The sequence below is a fragment of the Corynebacterium sp. UMB9976 genome (genome assembly GCF_030212265.1).
In the GTDB taxonomy this organism is placed as follows: domain Bacteria; phylum Actinomycetota; class Actinomycetes; order Mycobacteriales; family Mycobacteriaceae; genus Corynebacterium.
On sequence record NZ_JASODY010000003.1, the window covers coordinates 43909 to 60303 of the forward strand.

The following is a 16395-nucleotide window of genomic DNA, read 5'->3' on the forward strand; positions in this document are numbered from 1 at the left end:
GTTTTACCCCGGCATCGCCCAGGGAGCCCCGGGATCGGACATTTTCTTCCAGGGTTCCCCGCCCCCGCAATCGCGCAACGCTAGTGGGCGACCACCGGGATCGCCCGCTGCCCCACGAGCCCCGGCACCTCGCGCCAGTACTTCGGGTCGGAATCATCCCGGTTCAGCATCACCAGCGCCCGACCATCCGTGGCGTACAGCGCCTGCCCCGTGGACGTCACCGCCACCACCGGGGCCGCGATGTTGCGCGCGGACTCCTGCCGGGCCATCGACCCGTCCACCGCCAGGTGCCACACCGGGGCGTCGTTGGCGCGGGTGCCCACCAGCAGCGTGCCGTCGTGCTGCCAGCCCACGGAGACGGCGGTGTCCCCCAGCTGGTAGCCGATCTCCTCGAGTTTGCCCAGGCGCACCCCACCACGCTCGCGGTCGTGCAGGACCGCGACGTACACCTTGCCGTCGATCAGCAGGGCGGCGCGCACGCCATCGCGGGAGACCCGGAACATGCTGATCCGTGCGTCCGGCCCCAGGCGCTCCACCGATTCAGCGTCCACTGGCTCCTCCACGAGGTTTCCGGTACGCCCAGAACGCACGAAACGCTTGATTTCCTGCCCATCGGCCACCGTGTACAGGGCGTGGGCGTCGCCACTCCACGTCGGGCGGGTCAGGGACTTGGATTCCAACAGCTCCTGCGGCGCTCCTTCCGACTTGCCGACCAGCAGGCGACGCGGCCTTTCGCCCATCCCCGCGACGGCAGCGAACATGTTCTCCTGGGAGGAGACCGCCAAAGACTCGATGTAGTTCGACGCCAACCAGCCGCCCATCGCCACGGCATCGGCGTTCGACTCGCTGAGCTCACGCACCTGGCCACCAGAGACCGCACGCAGCGTCCCCGCAGCGCTGGCTCGTGGGTCGAACTCGGAGACGTCATTGACCCGCCACGTCTCCCCCACCTCCTCGGAGAGCAGGGTGCCGTCCGCGATCAACCGGTACGGGCCGCGCACGTCCGCACCCGCCAACGTCCACACCACCTGGGCACCCAGCAGCCGACGAGCCTCCGGATTCAGCCCGGTCAGGCCGGTGAACTCGACCTCAAACTCGCCCTCCCCGGTCCGCTGGGTTCGCACCGTCGCCATCGGCGGAATCAGCGAGTTCACTGCGTCGCCCAGCAGCGGGTTCGGGCCATTGTTCAGCAGAGAGACCATCGAGGCCCCGATGGACTGCTGGCGGGTGTATACCCAGCGCCGATCGGGTACGAGCATCGAGCCGCGCGGGTTCACGAAGTACAGGTCCCGGGCCTCGTAGGCAGAGAAGAAGTCCGCGCGGTCCAGCACCACCGCGTCGCGCAGGTTGGAAATCCGCCACTGGCCCCGCTCCTGCACCATCTCGTAGGTGGTTTCATAGCCCGTGAACTCCGGGGTGAACACCCCGCCCGGGGAGAGCGTGCCCAGTACGTTGCCGCGCACCCGGTAGGTGATCTTTCCGTCACGCACCGCGCCATCAGAGTTGATGAACACGCGGTCCAGCACCTTCGTCTTACGCTCCGGGTGCCACTGATCCGCCCGCTCGGTAGTGAGGAACTTCCGGGCCGCAGCGTAGTCGCTGACCGGGTGGGCACTCGCCGCGAAGAAATCGCGCAGCAGCAGGTCCGAGGGCTGGTTGTCCTTCGGTTCGACGACGTCCTCCACGTCCGGCATGGGCGAATAGGAGCTGATCACCTCCGGGGCGGAATCGCCCGGCAAGGTCGTGCATCCGGTGGCCACGAGAGTGCCACAGGCCACCAGCGTGGTGCCGATCAGTTTGAGCTTCCTCACGAGTCCTCCCCTTCCGGCCGTGGGGCCTCTTCACTGCTAAAAGCGCCCGGCGCAGGGTCCGCCGCGTGCTCATCATGCTGCTCCGCCGCGTTGTCGACAGGCTGACCCTCATTCTCCGCATTGGCCTGGGCTCCAGCTGCCCCTATTCCCTCGACCTGGCGCTCATCGCCCTGGACCTGGGCGTCCTGGGGCTCGGCATCCTGGACGCCATCGGTCTGGACGTCCTCGGTATCGTGCTCGACCACCGCTGGGACGGCCAGCGGCAGTGGCGAGATCCCGGCCTTCGAGCCCGCCTTGCGTGGCACCGTCAGCCGGAAGCAAGAGCCCACCCCGGGCTCGCCGATGGCGTCCAGCACACCGCCGTGCAGCTTGGCATCCTCCCTGGCAATCGCCAAGCCCAGGCCCGTGCCACCCGTCCGGCGCTCGCGGGATGGGTCCGAGCGCCAGAAGCGGTTGAACACCATCTCCTCCTCGCCCGGGTTCAGGCCCACGCCGTGGTCCGTGACGGTGATCGCCACGTTGCGCTCCGTGGCCGCCAAGGTCACCTCCACCGGGTGCCCCTCGGAGTGGTCCACGGCGTTGGCCAGCAGGTTGCGCAGGATGCGCTCCACGCGGCGGGAGTCCACCTCCGCGGTCACTGGTTCCTCCGGCAGGTCGAGGTTGAAGACCACGCCTAGGTCCTCCGCGATGCCGCGCACCTGCGCCAGCGCGGAGTGGACGACACCACGCATATCGATCTTCTCAGCAGAGAGGTTCGCCTGGCCCGCGTCGTGGCGCGAGATCTCCAGCAGATCGCCCAGCAGCATCTCGAAACGATCGAGCTCTTTGTCCATCAGCTCCGCCGCACGCGCGGTTAACGGGTCGAGGTTCTCCGCGTTGTCATTGATGAGGTCCGCGGCCATGCGCACGGTCGTCAGCGGAGTGCGAAGCTCGTGGGAAACATCCGAGGTGAACTGGCGCTGCAGGGAGCCGAACTCCTCCAGGTTGCGGATCTGCGCGGACAGCGACTCAGCCATCTCGTTGAAGGAGATGGATAGGCGCGCGACCTCGTCTTGGCCCTCCACGACCATACGCTCGCGCAGATGGCCGGCCGCGAAGCGCTCCGCGATGCGGGAAGCCGAACGCACCGGGACGGTCAGCTGCTGGGCGAAAACCCACGCGATGACCACCAGGAGAACCAGCAGCACGATCGCGCCCGCCAGCAGCAGGCCGCGCATCAGGTTCAAGGTGGACTCCTCCGCATCCAGCGGCATCACTAGGTACAGCTCGATGCCAGACACATCGCTGGCCACGGGCGTGCCGATGACCAGGGCCTTGAAGGTCTCCGTGCCCTCCGTCATCGTCGTGTACTGGTAGGAAACCTGCCCCTGCTGTACGAAGTTGCGCAGCTTCGTCGGGATCACCGCTTCCTGCGGCACCCGGACCTCGTCGCCAGCGGAGGAGCTCGCCATCAGCACCGGCTCGTAGACCGCGGAATTGGCCTTCGCGGTGGAGCCGGAGTCCGCCAGCACTGCCCTGGCTGCGCTAAGCCGCACGGGCAGCGGGTTCGAGGTATCCGTGGCGGCGATCTGCTCCTCCACGGTCGCACGTGCCCGGTGAATCTCCTCGGTTGCCGAGGAGTACTTCGCATTCAGCAGCTGCTGGTTCAAAAAGCTGATGAGCACGAAGCCCAGCGCCAGAATGACCAGCACCGAGGAGAGGAATACGGAGCCAATCACGCGCACCTGGATCGAGGTGCGCCACTTGAACAGCAGGCGGTACCACAGGCTTTTCGCCGTAGCGGCAGGGTGACGCAGCGCGGAGCGCCACGTGGGCTTTTCCGGCCCCGACTCCGGCGCGATGTCCAGCTCCGAGGACGCCCCTGCCCCAGCAGCCTCCGCCCGTGGCTCGCCCTCCCCAGCGGACGCTGCCGGAGAGGCACTCTCCCCTCGTTGCGCGACACGATCCACGCCCGTGCTCAGCGGCGAGGTATCCCCATCCGCGCGCGCTGGCGAGCCGGCCGGGCGGCGCGACTCGGTATCAGTCAGCGCATCGGGCTCGGCCGGGCCATTCGGCGGGACGGGGTTGGGCATACGCTACTCGCCCGACTTGTAGCCGATACCGCGGACGGTCAGCACCACCTGCGGGTCATCCGGGTCGCGCTCTACCTTGGAGCGCAGGCGCTGGACGTGCACGTTCACCAGGCGGGTGTCGCCGGACTTGCGGTAGCCCCAGACCTTCTCCAGCAGCTCCTCGCGGCTGAACACCTGCCCCGGCCGGGAGGCCAGGGTGGTCAGCAGGTCGAACTCGATGGGGGTCAGGTTGATGACCTCCCCGCCCCGGGTGACCTCGTGGCCAGCCGTGTCGATTTCCACCTCTCCCACGCGAATGGTGGTGGACTCAGTGGCCTCCTCCGGGCTGCGACGCAGCCGGGCGCGGACGCGGGCGATGAGCTCCTTCGGCTTGAAGGGCTTGGTGATGTAATCATCCGCGCCGGACTCCAGGCCGAGCACGACGTCCACCGTGTCCGTGCGGGCAGTGAGCATCACGATCGGCACCGTGGAGAACTCGCGCACCGTGCGGCAGACGTCGATCCCGCTCATTCCGGGCAGCATGACGTCCAGCAGAATCAGGTCGGGGTCGTGCTCCCGGGCTGCGGTGACGGCGTCATTGCCGTCGCCGACCACGACCGTCTCGAAACCTTCGTTCTGCAGCACGATGGTGAGCATCTCCGAGATCGCCGGATCGTCGTCGACCACCAGAATCTTGGCTGTCATGAGCGCAGTGCTTCCTTCATTTTTCTTGAGTTTAAAGTCTTAGCTTCTTTGTACTATGCCGGGCAGACATGCCCGCCGGGTTTAGGAGTCCAGCTCCCGGTACTCGCCCTCAATCCGGTCGGCGAGCTGGCTGGCCCGCTCGGCCACGCCCCCGGCCTCCGAGGCCACGACCTGCCACGGGCCCAGCCACTCGGCGGTGGCCAAGCTGCGGTAGGCCTCGAGGGTGCGCTGCTGCAGCCCGCCGTCGGATTCGTAGGCATCGCGGGTGCGGGCAGCGTCCTGCTGCTCGCGGGACTTCGCCCGCTCGCCGGCGACCTCCGCGCTAGCGTCCACCAGCACCTGCAGGTCCGGCACCGGGGAACCCAGGTCATCGACCTCTAGACTGCGAACCCACTCGACGACCGGGTGCTCGGCGGGTTCCACAGGCTCCTCGCCTTCGGCCGCCTCGCCAGCCAACCGGGCCGCGGAGTACGCCGCATTGGAGGCCACGAAGCGGTCCATCAGCACGATGTAGCCATCGGCATCCAGGTCCTCCAGCTGTTCGGCGACCTCCGCACGGTCCAGCGCGAAGAGGGTGGCCATGCCGTGGACCGAGTCGATGAGATCCCCCATCTTGCCGGTCAGTGCCCGCTGCGCGAGCTGGGCGTGCACGGAGTCCTCGTAGCGGGGGAAGCTCACCCGCGCGACGGGCAGCTCCCGGGCCAGCAACTCGGCCTCCAGCGCGGTGACCAGGGTATTCTTCCCGGCGCCGTCGATGCCCTCAAAAGCGATGATCATGGGTTCTTCTCGGTCTCTACTTTCCTACCGTTCCCCGCCCCAGCAACGGGCGGGGACGTGCCTTTAGTAGCGGTAGTGCTCCGGCTTGTACGGGCCCTCGACGTCCACGCCGATGTACTCCGCCTGCTCCTTGGTCAGCTTCGTGAGCTTGCCGCCGAGCGCCTCGACGTGGATGCGGGCGACCTTCTCGTCCAGGATCTTCGGCAGGCGGTAGACCTCGTTGCTGTACTGATCAGTGTTCTTGAACAGCTCGATCTGCGCGATGGTCTGGTCCGCGAAGGAGGTGGACATGACGAAGGACGGGTGGCCGGTGGCGTTACCCAGGTTCAGCAGGCGCCCCTCGGAGAGGACGATGATGCTGATCTGCTCACCTTCAGCGTTCGGGAAGCTGAACTCGTCGACCTGCGGCTTGATGTTCACGCGGGTGACGTCGTCGCGGTGCAGGAGGCTGGCCATGTCGATCTCGTTGTCGAAGTGGCCGATGTTGCCCAGGACGGCGTGGTCCTTCATCTTCTGCATCTGCTCGAAGGTGATGATGCCCAGGTTGCCCGTCGCGGTGATGACGATGTCCGCCTCGCCGATGGCCTCGTCGACGGTGACGACCGGGAAGCCGTCCATCAGCGCCTGCAGCGCGTTGATCGGGTCCGCCTCGGTGACGACGACGCGCGCGCCCTGACCAGCGAAAGCCTCGGCGCAACCCTTGCCGACGTCGCCGTAGCCGCAGACCAGGACGGACTTGCCGCCGACGAGCATGTCGGTGGCGCGGTTGATGCCGTCCAGGAGGCTGTGGCGGGTGCCGTACTTGTTATCGAACTTGGACTTGGTGACCGCGTCGTTGACGTTCATCGCCGGGAACGGGAGGGTGCCCTGCTCGGCGAAGTGGTACAGGCGGTGCACGCCGGTGGTGGTCTCCTCGGTGACACCCTTGATCTGCTCGGCGTTGTTGGTCCAGAAGGTGTTATCGCGCTGGAAGACGCGGTTCAGCATGCCCAGGAACTCGCCGTATTCATCGGAGTCGCCCTCGCCCGGCTCCGGCACCAGGCCGGCCTGCTCGAACTCCTTGCCCTTGATGACGGCCATGGTGGCGTCGCCGCCGTCGTCCAGGATCATGTTCGGGTAGATGGCCTCACCGTTGGCGTCGGTGCCCCAGGTGAAGATCTGCTCGAGGCACCACCAGTACTCGGCCAGGGACTCGCCCTTCCAGGCGAAGACGGGCACGCCCGCAGGCTGCTCCGGGGTTCCGGAGCCGACGACGACGGCCGCGGCGGCCTCGTCCTGCGTGGAGAAGATGTTGCAGGAAGCCCAGCGAACCTCCGCGCCAAGGGCGGTGAGGGTCTCGATGAGGACGGCGGTCTGGACCGTCATGTGGATGGAACCGGCGATGCGAGCGCCGGCCAGGGGCTGCTCGTCGGCGTACTCGCGGCGCAACTCCATCAGGCCCGGCATCTCGTGTTCCGCCAGGCGGATCTGGTGGCGGCCGGACTCAGCGAGGCTGAGGTCACGAATCTTGAACTCGAGGTCTCCGATGCTGTCTGGAGTCAGGGTTGCCATGGTCGAATACTCTCCTTGGGTTTCCGAATGCTTTAACTCGCCTAAGTCTAGCCGCCCCACCCGACACGGTGCCGCCCTGGGCGTGGGGCGGAGGGAAATAATCTCGCGGTGGGGGTGGCGTGAGCTGCCAAGATCAGATAGCGTGATGAAAACGTTATAAAAGACGTCGATCGGCGCTCCGCATCATCACGCGCAGCACAAGCAGGCAAAGGAGGACAGTGCCGTGACTAACACGGACGAGCCGCGCTCCGGCTCCAAGGGCATCCTCAGCTTCGCCGCTGCCGGTTTGACACTCGCTGTGGGCATCACCGTCTGGACCTGGAATTCAGCAGTGTCCAACACCGCGGCCGGCCCGGACGAGACGAACACCTCGGCGACGAGCGAGCTCGCCAGCGATCAGGCCTCCCGGTCCACCGCCACGAACACCAGCTCGAAGGCCACCCGATCCACGTCCTCCCCCGCGCCGGAGCAGGGCGAGGGCATGAATGGCAACGGGACCCCTACGGACCCGACCGAGAAGATCGACGCGCTCGCCCGTGGCGGCAACCTCGCCCCGCTGGGCAACGACCCGCTCCTGCCGCCGGACACCTGGCGGGGCGGCTACCAGGCGCCCTCCCCACAGCAGACGATCGTGGAGGACGCAGAGCCCAGCGGCACGTCCCCGCAGAAGCTGCCGAAGCAGCCGCAGATGCCGGACATGAACCTCCCACCCCTGCCCTCTGAGTGGCCGACCAAGCTGCCCGGGGTTCCTGGGAAGCCACCGTCGAAGGGCGACCCGAAGCCGTCCAATCCAACGACACCGAAGCCAGGGAAGCCAGGTGTGCAGGACGGCACGACCACGACACCGGGTGCCGGCGAGGCCGACCCGGGTCAGCAGCCCGATCAACCGAATACAGGCTCGAGCGACAGCGGCCAGGGCGGCACGCCCGCCCCATCCACGAAGCCGGATAAGGGCACCAAAACGGACGGTGCGGAAGCAGGCAAGCAGGACTCTCCGCAGCCTGAGGCGACCCCAACCCCCGAGCCGAAGCCCCGCCCAGGGCGCTAAAGCACCGGGGCAGACCCCTTCCCCGCGCATGTCGAGCGATACCCCGTAGCCAGAGCAATTCGCCCACGGGACTACATGACACCGTCGCAGCGAGGCTAGTCGAGCGCGGCGGCATCCCCCACGGTCACGATAAAGCCCGTGGCGTCGAACTCAGATTCCCGAGTCCCCTCACCGCGAGCAGTAACGGACACGCGGCCGTCGGCAGCTCCCACCCACACCGCGGAACCGGAGGCGACGGGCAGCTCCTGCGTCGCTGACGTCACCGTCAACTCACCGCCAGCGGCCAGAACCACCGCTGGCTCCTCGACCACCATGCTGGCCCCTGGTCGCAGTGTGCGCACCCGGAAGTCCGCCACCGGGGTGCGGTACTCGGCCGTCGCCTGGTCGCCGTCAGCGAAAACCTCGCAGCGCGGCTCGGCGAGCGGCGAGGCGTCCAAAATATTAAGCAGCTCGGCGACATCCATGTGCTTGGCGGTCAGGCCACCGCGCAGCACGTTATTGGAGTTCGCCATGACCTCCACGCCCATGCCCTTCAGATAGGCGTGCAGCTGGCCTGCGGCAAGGAACACCGCCTCCCCGGGGCGCAGAGACACGCGATTGAGCAGCAGGGCGACCAGGATGCCCGGGTCGGAAGGGTAATCACGCTGCAGCTCCACCACCGTGCGGGCTGCCTCCCCCAGGACACCCGGTTCTCCGCATAGCGGTTCGCAGCGCTGAAGCAGGGCGGCGACGCGCTTCTCAGCATCGCCGGGCGAGAGGCTCAGCCACTCGCCCAGCACCTCGCGCAGGGCAGCCGGCTCGGTGACCCGAGCCGCACTACCTTCCGCCCCCGGCAGGGTGGCCGCGAGCGCCTCGCACTGCGGGGCCAGCTCCGGCACGTCCAGTTCGCGCAGCAGCTCCACGGTCTGCGCCACTGGCCGGAAGCCAGCGAGCGCGTGGAACTCCGTCAGCGCGACGAGCAGCTCCGGTTTATGGTTCTTATCCTGGTAATTACGCGTCGGATCACCCGCGGGCAGCCCGGCGGCATTCTCCGCGGCGAACCCGGCCTCGGCCTGCGCCTTGGAGGGGTGCGCCTGGATGCTCAGCGCCTTATCGGCGGCCAGCAGCTTCACCAGGAAGGGCAGCTCAGCCAGGTCCGGTCCCAGCTGGCCCGCCGGATCCTGACTAATAGCCTCGGCCAGGTCGTGGGGCAGCCCCGATCCTGCACCAGCCGGGTCCGCAAGAATTTCGCTGGGACCGCCCGGGTGTGCGCCAAACCACGCTTCCGCCTCGCGTTCCGGGGTCGGCGAAGGGCGCCCCATGACTCCCGCAAGGAGTTCAGCGGAGCCCCACTCGAAAGAGTGGATGTTGCCCTTCAGTAGATACACTTTCCTCAGCCTTCAACGCTCGTTGACCGCTTACCGCCGCGGGGTCGGCCATTCAACTAGCCGGCTATTCTAGCCTCTCACCCGCCCGCCGGCGGTAATCCGCGGGGCGTGCCCGCGGAGTTCCCGCAGCTAGCCGCGGATGTGACGCAGAGCCTCCTCGACGATCGCGTCCACCTCTTCCTGGGTCGCCGCCTCGGCGTTCAGGCGCAGCAGTGGCTCGGTGTTCGACGCGCGCACGTTGAACCATGCGCCGCCGGTCAGCTCGACGGTCACGCCGTCCATGTCGTCGCTGTTCTCCGTGCGATCCGCGAAGGCCGCCACGACCGCCTTGGTACTGGCAGCCTGATCCGCGACCTCGGAGTTGATCTCGCCGGAGGCGATGTAGCGCTCGTACTTGCCCTTCAGCTCGGAGAGCGGCTTATCCTGCGCGCCGAGGGTAGCGAGCACGTGCAGCGCGGCCAGCATGCCGGAGTCCGCGTTGAAGAAGTCCGAGAAGTAGTAGTGAGCGGAGTGCTCGCCGCCGAAGACCGCGCCCGTCTCGGCCATCTTCGCCTTGATGAAGGAGTGGCCCACGCGGGTGCGCACCGGGGTACCACCCAGCTCGGAGACGATCTCCGGGACGGACTTCGAGGTGATGAGGTTGTGGATGATCGTCGCCCCCGGATTCTGTCCCAGGTAGCGCTCGGCGATCATCGCGCAGACCGTGGACGGGCTAACCGCATCCCCGTTCTCGTCGACGATGAAGCAACGGTCGGCGTCGCCATCGAAGGCGATACCCAGGTCGCAGCCGTTGTCCACGGTGAACTTCTGCAGGTCCACCAGGTTCTTCGGCTCCAGCGGGTTGGCCTCGTGGTTCGGGAAGTTGCCGTCCAGCTCGAAGTAGAGGTCCTTCAGCTCCACCGGCAGCTTGCCGAACACGGCAGGGACGGTCAGCCCACCCATGCCGTTACCGGCGTCCACCGCAACCTTCAGCGGACGGATGTCCATCGGGACCAAGGAGAGCAGGTAGTCCGCGTAGCCGTCGAGAACGTCCTTCTCGGAGGACGTCCCCGGCTCGCCGTCATACGCGGGAACGCCAGCGACGAGCTCCTCCACGATGCGCTCCAGACCCGTGCCCTGGCCGACCGGCTTGGCACCGGCACGGCAGAGCTTGATGCCGTTGTACTGGGCTGGGTTGTGGGAGGCGGTGAACATCGCGCCCGGGCACTCCCCCACGCCCGCCGCGTAGTAGAGCTCGTCGGTGCTGGTCAGTCCGAGGTTCACGGCGTCCAACCCCTGGGCGGTCACGCCCTCGATGAAAGCGGCGGCCAGGCCCGGGGAGCTATCGCGCATGTCGTGGCCAACGACCACGCTCTTCGCGCCCTCTGCGCGCATGAGGCGGGCGAAGGAGGCCCCGACGTCGCGGACGAAGCCCTCGTTGATCTGACCCTCCTGGTCGCCGACCACGCCCCGGACGTCGTAGGCCTTGATGACGGCGTTCACGGCGTCGATATCGCGCTGAGCGGACTGCTGTGCCATATTTTCTCCTGATTGCAATGCTGCCCAGCGCAGGCTGGGCGGTCGGGCGGGGTCGGCGTTGGTGCTAGGTCAGATTCTAGTCGTTTTCCTGCACCGCACGCAGGTGGCGGCGGGGGCGGCTGCTCGGCAGGTTGCCGCGGGCCGGGTGGTGGCCGGTGGGCAGCGGGATCTCCTCTCGGCGCACCAGCCGCGGGCCCGGGTCGTTCGGCAGCTCGCCGGACTCCTCGTAGGCCTGCTGCACCGCCTCGGCGAGGGCGAGGAGCTCCTCCTCATCAGCCCCGTCGTCCGCCGCGTAGCCGTCGGCGGCTCCGATGGTGCTCGTGCCGCCGAGCGCCGGTGGCGGGGTCGCGTCCTCAGTCTTGCGGACGAGGCGCCACCCCTGCGGGACGGACGTGCGCTCCACGTGGTCCTCGCAGAGATCCCAGCGGTGGGGATTGCCGGCCGGCTGCAGCGGTCCGATGATGGCGATCTGATCCGCGTAATTAAACTCCAACGTCGCCGCGGCCGGGCGCTGGCAGCCGGGGCGGGAGCAATTTCGGTGTACAGTCACGCGGAACATCTTAGCCAGATTCACCAGCTTTCACATCTGCCCGCGCGCCGCGGGGCGCGAGGCCGCCAACCGCGTAGGCTCAATATCCATGAGTCACATCCGCAGAGTGAGGAACGACCCCCGGGGGCGCGGCCCGCGCGGCATTTTGCTGCCGGATCTGCCGCGCTACCGGACCCGCTCTGAGGACTTTGATCAGGCGGTGCTGGACGCCTACGAGCGGATCCTCGACCGCTTCGACGATCAGCTCGTCTCCCTGGATCTGGCGGTGGACCTAGTGCCCCGCATGCGCCTGCAACACGGCTACACGCAGTGGCCCTCGGATGTCGTCGCCGACGGCAAGGTGCCGCTGGGGCGGCTGATCCCCGCGGGCGTGGATTCCAGCGGCTCCCCCACCCGCCCCCGGCTGATCGTATTCCGCCGCCCCGTGGAGATGCGGGCGCGCAGCAAAGAGGAGCGGGCGGACATGCTCCGCTACATCGTGACCCGGTTGGTCGCGCATTATCTGAACGTCGGCCCGGAGATCATCGACCCGCGCTTCGACTGGGATCGCTAGTCGGCCACTGCGCGGGAACGCCGGGGAAAGCCCCCGGGAAAAGAAAAACTCACGCGGTCCCGTTCAGGGCGCGTGAGGTCACTCGTGCAGTCCGGCCATAGCGGCCGGGGTGTCGTCCGGACTGTTAGCCGAGGCGCTTCTTCAGCTTGCGCCGCTCGCGCTCGGAGAGGCCACCCCAGATACCGAAACGCTCGTCATTAGCGAGGGCGTACTCGAGGCACTCATCGCGCACCCCGCAGGCCATGCAGATCCGCTTGGCTTCGCGGGTGGAGCCACCCTTCTCCGGAAAGAAGGCCTCCGGGTCCGTCTGGGCGCACAGCGCCTGCTCTTGCCAGTCCTGCTCCACGGCGTCGAAGAGCTTGTCGAAATCCTGCGTAAGGTCGAAGAGGTTGTGCTGGCGGGCACCTGTGTCCACTCGAGCCTCCCTTTCCATTGCCGCCGACCCCTGCTGCGGCGGGGCGGGATAGGCCGAGCTCGCTGGCTTATCCACGGCAATACTCCTTACTGGTTCGCACTCCCGGCGCTGTGAAGGTATCGCCTGAGGTGAAAGTCAAGCGCCTCACCGGGTGTGTTGTTATTGCAGCTATATCGAAGATTACACACGTGTAGTTACGTCCCGTCAAACTTTCTGAAAATCCCGCCCGCCCCAAAAGTCACAGCTGTCACAGAGGTCACTATATCGTCCGCAGCAGACATCTAGAACAGACGTTCGAAGGTAACGAGATATTCCGCACACCCCCACCGGAACCACTACATATGGGCCTGCGATCAGCGGAAGTGACGTCTCACGCACAAGATATTGGAAATTCGAAGAATTTTTATTTCCACCCCCGAAAGTCCCGCCGCAGGGCCAGCATGACGCCTCACCGGTGTCGCCGGTGGGGTCTACCGACCCCCGCCCCTAGCGCGACCAGGCTGCGCTAGACGTCACTGCTGAAGCGGATTCCGCCGTCCGGAATCGCAACGCCCGGCCACACGCGCGCCCCGGACTCCAGCTCACAGCGGGCACCGATCACGGCCCCCTCGCCGATCACGCAGTCCTCGAGGTGCGCCCGCGCCCCAATGCGCGCCCCCTCCGCGATCACGCAGCGCTCCACCGTGGCCCCAGCCTCGATCTGCACGCCATCAAAAACGACCGAGGACTCCACGCGAGCACCACCGGAGATCTCCGCACCACGGCCGATCACCGAACCGCCATAAACCAGCGCACCGCTGGACACCGCGGCGGACTCGTCCACCAGCGCCTCACCGTGACGTCCTTCCAGCAACGGCGAGGGAGCAATCCCACGGACCAGGTCGGAGGAACCACGCACGAAGTCCCCCGGGGTGCCCAGGTCGCGCCAGTAGGCCTGATCCACGTGCCCGAACACGCGCGCCCCGCGGTTCAGCAGCTCCGGGAAAACCTCCCGCTCCACGGACACCGCACGTCCCTGAGGGATGGACTCGATGACGTCCCTATTAAAGACGTAGCTGCCCGCGTTGATCTGGTCCGTCGGCGGGTCCTCCGTCTTCTCCAGGAAAGCCTCGACACGGCCGGACTCGTCCGTCGGCACACAGCCGAAGGCGCGCGGGTCGGCCACGCGCAGCAGGTGCAGGGTGACCTCCGCGTCCTGCTCCACGTGGGTGCGCAGGATCGCGCCGAGGTCCGTGCCGCCCAGCACGTCACCGTTGAAGATCATCGCGCGGTCGTGGCGCAGCTTACTCGCGACATTGCGGATACCGCCGCCGGTGCCCAGCGGCTCGTCCTCGACGACATACTCGATCTCCAGCCCCATCTCGGAGCCGTCGCCGAAGTACTGCTCGAAGACCTCCGCCTTGAAACTGGTGCCGAGCACCACGTGGGTCATCCCCGCAGCCTTGATGCGGGCCAGCAGGTGCTGCAGGAACGGGGCCCCTGCCACCGGAAGCATCGGCTTCGGCGTGCTGTTGGTAAGGGGACGCAACCGGGTGCCCTTCCCACCGACGAGGATCACCGCGTCAGTCTGCTCCGCCAGAGCTCGGGTATCAAGGCTGTCCTGAGGCACCTCTGCCATCGCTTACTCCCTCGTGTTCGGCAACTGCTGTAGACAGTCAAAAAACTATTCGCTTCACCCCAGACGAGCAGCTCACCGGCGCCCTGCTGGGACCGACCGATCGTGGGGTTGGTGTCCCTAGGCACGTTAGCGCGCCCGCGGGTGATAATCCCGCCTCCACGCCGGGGCGCCGAGACACTGGGGAAAATTTTCCCGTCAGCGCGCCACAGCCGGGCGGAAGGCTCTGCGAAAAAAATGCGCAGCCCCGCAACACGACGCATCTCAGCGTGCGTGCTTCGAGGCCGGGGCTTTCGGTGCTAGCCCCTGCGCTTCCGCGCGGCGAGCCACACCGAAACCTTGGCGCGCACCGAAAGACCGACCTTGAGCAGCAGACGGATCGGCGCATTCTTCGCCCCGGGCAGGCGGTCGGCCTGGAAGCGGTACGCGGACTCGTGGTGGGCGGGCAGCATCTTCTCCGGGTGCTCACCCGCGGCGTGCCCCTTGGCGTGGCTGATCTCCGCGGTGGGCGTGAAGATGTTCTGCCAGCCCGCCCGGCCCAGGCGATCGCCCAGGTCCACGTCCTCCATGTACATGAAGTAGCGCTCGTCGAAGCCACCGACAGACTCGAAGGCCTTCCACCGCAGCAGCAGGCAGGAGCCGGACAGCCAGCCGGCCTCGCGCTCACGGTCCAGGTCATCGTCGTGACGGTACTGCTTCGTCCACGGGTTGGACGGCCACACCCCACCCAGCAGGGCGTGCCCGATGCCAGCCCCCAGGCGAGGGACGCTGCGCGCGCTCGGGTAGGCAGAACCGTCTGCCTCGCGGATCAGTGGGCCGATGGCCCCTGCGCGCGGGTGGCGGCGGGCGCACTCAAGCATCGCGTCGATAGACCCCGGGGTAAAGACGACATCCGGGTTGGAGATGATGAGGAACTCATCGTCGATCTCACCCGCGTCACGCAGGTCGCGGAGGTTGCGGGCGCCGAGGTTCATCGCGGAGCCGTAGCCGATGTTGCCGCCCGAATAGCGCAGCTCCAGGCCCAGTTCCTTCGCATTACCAGCCACATCCGGGGCGGCGTCCTGAGACTCAGCCCCGGGCCCGCTGATACGTCCGCCACGGTCGGCGACGGCAGCCTCCGGCGCGCCGTCCGTCGAACCATTATCGACCATGACGACGTGCGCCCCCTGCTCGGCAGCAGCGGGGATGGAGTCCAGGAACTTTGTGAGGTACTCGCCAGGCGAGTACGTCACCGTGATAATCGCTATGGGTGCCACGGGGGGAACGTTACCCCAGAGCCGCCCGCAGTCCGTCCTGCCACGCTGGCAGCGGGGAAAGCCCGGCCGCCTCCCAGCAGCTCGTGTCCAGGTACACCCCGACCGGGCGGCGCGCCGGGGTGGGGTACTCCGCGGTCGGGATTCGGCTCACGCGGGCCGGGTCGTGGCCGGTGGCGTCGAAGATTGCGGCGGCGAACCCCGCCCAGGTCGTCGCCTCCCCGCTACCGGTGGCGTGCAGTAGTCGCGGCAGCTCCGGCGTGCGCGCATCCGCATCCACCGGGCGCTGGCGCCACAGCGTGATTGCCAGCTCGATAAGCCCTGCGGCGAGGTGCCCGGTAAAGGTCGGCCTGCCCCACTGATCGTCCACCACCGCCGGGTTCACACCGCGGTCAGCCAGCCCCGCCATCGTGTCCAGGAAGTCTCGCCCGGGCCCGGTGGGGCCGCTGAATACCCAGGCCGTGCGCACCACGGTGCCGCCGGCGTCCAGCACCGCGCGCTCCCCCACCAGTTTCGTGCGGCCGTATTCATTCACCGGCGCCGGGGGATCCTCCGGGGTCACCGCCCGCGGCCTGCCTGCCTCCCCGCTGAAGACGTAGTCGGTGGAGATGTGGACGAAACCCGCGTTCTGCGCGGCTGCCACCTGCGCGAGCACGCCCGGCGCGGTCCCGTTCACCCGCTCGACCGTCGTTGTATTCGCAGGGTCCTCCGCAGCGTCGACCGCCGTCCAGGCAGCGGCGTTAATAACCACAACGTCGCGGCCACCCGCCTGCTCGATGGCTGCCCGCAGGGCGGTGGCGCACTCCTCATCGCTGGCGGTCAGGTCCAGCTCGGCGCGGCCCACAGCCACCACCGGGGCGGCGTGGTCTGCCAGCCCGGCCACAAGCGCTGTGCCCAGCTGGCCCCCGGCACCCAGCACGACGATGCCGGGCACCACGCCACCGGTTGTTCCCGTTCCCGCAGCGAGGCTCTCGTACATCCGGTCAGCCTCACGGCCGGCGCCGGTGCTGCGGGCAGCGTCGCCGTGAGCGCCCAACGGGCGCTCGGGGTTGGTCGGGGAATCCTGTGACTGTGGCATGGCGTCCAGATTACTCAGGCCCCACAGCCAACTAAGGCCCCACAGCCAGTCGGGGAAACAGCAGCCGCCCATGCGGCCGCTGCGCCCACCCTGGAGGTGGTGG

Annotated in this window: 14 protein-coding genes; 2 read left to right on the forward strand and 12 right to left on the reverse strand. The window is 67.6% G+C overall.

Annotated features, from left to right (window positions below):
- Positions 1-80 precede the first annotated feature (80 nt).
- From lpqB to ahcY, 5 genes are all read right to left on the reverse strand, one after another.
- Positions 81-1811 carry an MtrAB system accessory lipoprotein LpqB gene (gene lpqB / locus QP140_RS02900; protein ID WP_070758288.1) on the reverse strand — a complete coding sequence of 577 codons (1731 nt, stop codon included), beginning with the start codon at positions 1809-1811 and terminating at the stop codon, positions 81-83.
- Positions 1808-3883: an MtrAB system histidine kinase MtrB gene (gene mtrB / locus QP140_RS02905; protein WP_284758029.1), complete on the reverse strand. Its 2076-nt coding sequence runs from the start codon at positions 3881-3883 to the stop codon at positions 1808-1810. Before mtrB ends, lpqB begins: the two co-directional genes overlap by 4 nt.
- 3 nt (positions 3884-3886) lie before the next feature.
- Positions 3887-4567: an MtrAB system response regulator MtrA gene (gene mtrA, locus QP140_RS02910; protein WP_070758285.1), complete on the reverse strand. Its 681-nt coding sequence runs from the start codon at positions 4565-4567 to the stop codon at positions 3887-3889.
- Between the two features lie 81 nt (positions 4568-4648).
- Entirely contained in the window at positions 4649-5344 is a 696-nt protein-coding gene (locus QP140_RS02915; protein WP_284758030.1) for a dTMP kinase, read from the reverse strand.
- A 63-nt stretch (positions 5345-5407) separates the two neighbouring features.
- A complete protein-coding gene (ahcY, locus tag QP140_RS02920) occupies positions 5408-6895 on the reverse strand; it encodes an adenosylhomocysteinase (protein ID WP_148813296.1) in 1488 nt (495 codons plus the stop codon).
- Between the two features lie 223 nt (positions 6896-7118).
- Between ahcY and QP140_RS02925 the strand changes: the two genes are divergently transcribed.
- Positions 7119-7943, forward strand: a complete 825-nt coding sequence (locus tag QP140_RS02925; protein WP_070761494.1) for a hypothetical protein — start codon at positions 7119-7121, stop codon at positions 7941-7943.
- 95 nt (positions 7944-8038) lie between these two features.
- Here QP140_RS02925 and manA read toward each other — a convergent pair whose 3' ends face one another.
- The 3 genes from manA to QP140_RS02940 all read right to left on the reverse strand — a co-directional run bounded on the left by manA (position 8039) and on the right by QP140_RS02940 (position 11387).
- On the reverse strand, positions 8039-9310 hold the full coding sequence (gene manA, locus QP140_RS02930) for a mannose-6-phosphate isomerase, class I (protein WP_284758032.1): 1272 nt from the start codon (positions 9308-9310) through the stop codon (positions 8039-8041).
- Positions 9311-9439: 129 nt separating this feature from the next.
- Positions 9440-10828, reverse strand: a complete 1389-nt coding sequence (locus QP140_RS02935; protein WP_070761499.1) for a phosphomannomutase/phosphoglucomutase — start codon at positions 10826-10828, stop codon at positions 9440-9442.
- 76 nt (positions 10829-10904) lie between these two features.
- Complete coding sequence (locus tag QP140_RS02940) at positions 10905-11387, reverse strand: DUF3499 domain-containing protein (RefSeq protein ID WP_284758148.1); 483 nt, start codon at positions 11385-11387, stop codon at positions 10905-10907.
- 79 nt (positions 11388-11466) lie between these two features.
- Here QP140_RS02940 and QP140_RS02945 point away from each other — a divergent pair, with 79 nt between their 5' ends.
- Positions 11467-11931, forward strand: a complete 465-nt coding sequence (locus QP140_RS02945) for a metallopeptidase family protein (protein WP_070758275.1) — start codon at positions 11467-11469, stop codon at positions 11929-11931.
- A gap of 124 nt (positions 11932-12055) precedes the next feature.
- Here QP140_RS02945 and QP140_RS02950 read toward each other — a convergent pair whose 3' ends face one another.
- The 4 genes from QP140_RS02950 to QP140_RS02965 form a co-directional block, all read right to left on the reverse strand.
- Positions 12056-12364, reverse strand: a complete 309-nt coding sequence (locus tag QP140_RS02950; RefSeq protein ID WP_012359725.1) for a WhiB family transcriptional regulator — start codon at positions 12362-12364, stop codon at positions 12056-12058.
- A gap of 487 nt (positions 12365-12851) precedes the next feature.
- Entirely contained in the window at positions 12852-13964 is a 1113-nt protein-coding gene (locus QP140_RS02955) for a sugar phosphate nucleotidyltransferase (RefSeq protein ID WP_070758273.1), read from the reverse strand.
- 296 nt (positions 13965-14260) lie between these two features.
- The gene (locus QP140_RS02960) at positions 14261-15217 is read right to left on the reverse strand and encodes a glycosyltransferase family 2 protein (RefSeq protein ID WP_070758271.1); all 957 of its coding nucleotides are present in this window, start codon (positions 15215-15217) and stop codon (positions 14261-14263) included.
- 10 nt (positions 15218-15227) lie between these two features.
- On the reverse strand, positions 15228-16292 hold the full coding sequence (locus QP140_RS02965) for an SDR family oxidoreductase (RefSeq protein WP_284758035.1): 1065 nt from the start codon (positions 16290-16292) through the stop codon (positions 15228-15230).
- Positions 16293-16395: the final 103 nt, after the last annotated feature.

Bases quoted from the DNA above. Each gene is read 5' to 3' on its own strand.
- mtrA (WP_070758285.1), bottom strand. From the start codon at position 4,567: ATGACAGCCAAGATTCTGGTGGTCGACGACGATCCGGCGATCTCGGAG.
- QP140_RS02945 (WP_070758275.1), top strand. From the start codon at position 11,467: ATGAGTCACATCCGCAGAGTGAGGAACGACCCCCGGGGGCGCGGCCCG.
- QP140_RS02950 (WP_012359725.1), bottom strand. From the start codon at position 12,364: ATGGAAAGGGAGGCTCGAGTGGACACAGGTGCCCGCCAGCACAACCTC.
- QP140_RS02965 (WP_284758035.1), bottom strand. From the start codon at position 16,292: ATGCCACAGTCACAGGATTCCCCGACCAACCCCGAGCGCCCGTTGGGC.
- mtrB (WP_284758029.1), bottom strand. From the start codon at position 3,883: ATGCCCAACCCCGTCCCGCCGAATGGCCCGGCCGAGCCCGATGCGCTG.
- QP140_RS02935 (WP_070761499.1), bottom strand. From the start codon at position 10,828: ATGGCACAGCAGTCCGCTCAGCGCGATATCGACGCCGTGAACGCCGTC.
- QP140_RS02915 (WP_284758030.1), bottom strand. From the start codon at position 5,344: ATGATCATCGCTTTTGAGGGCATCGACGGCGCCGGGAAGAATACCCTG.
- QP140_RS02955 (WP_070758273.1), bottom strand. From the start codon at position 13,964: ATGGCAGAGGTGCCTCAGGACAGCCTTGATACCCGAGCTCTGGCGGAG.
- QP140_RS02940 (WP_284758148.1), bottom strand. From the start codon at position 11,387: ATGTTCCGCGTGACTGTACACCGAAATTGCTCCCGCCCCGGCTGCCAG.
- ahcY (WP_148813296.1), bottom strand. From the start codon at position 6,895: ATGGCAACCCTGACTCCAGACAGCATCGGAGACCTCGAGTTCAAGATT.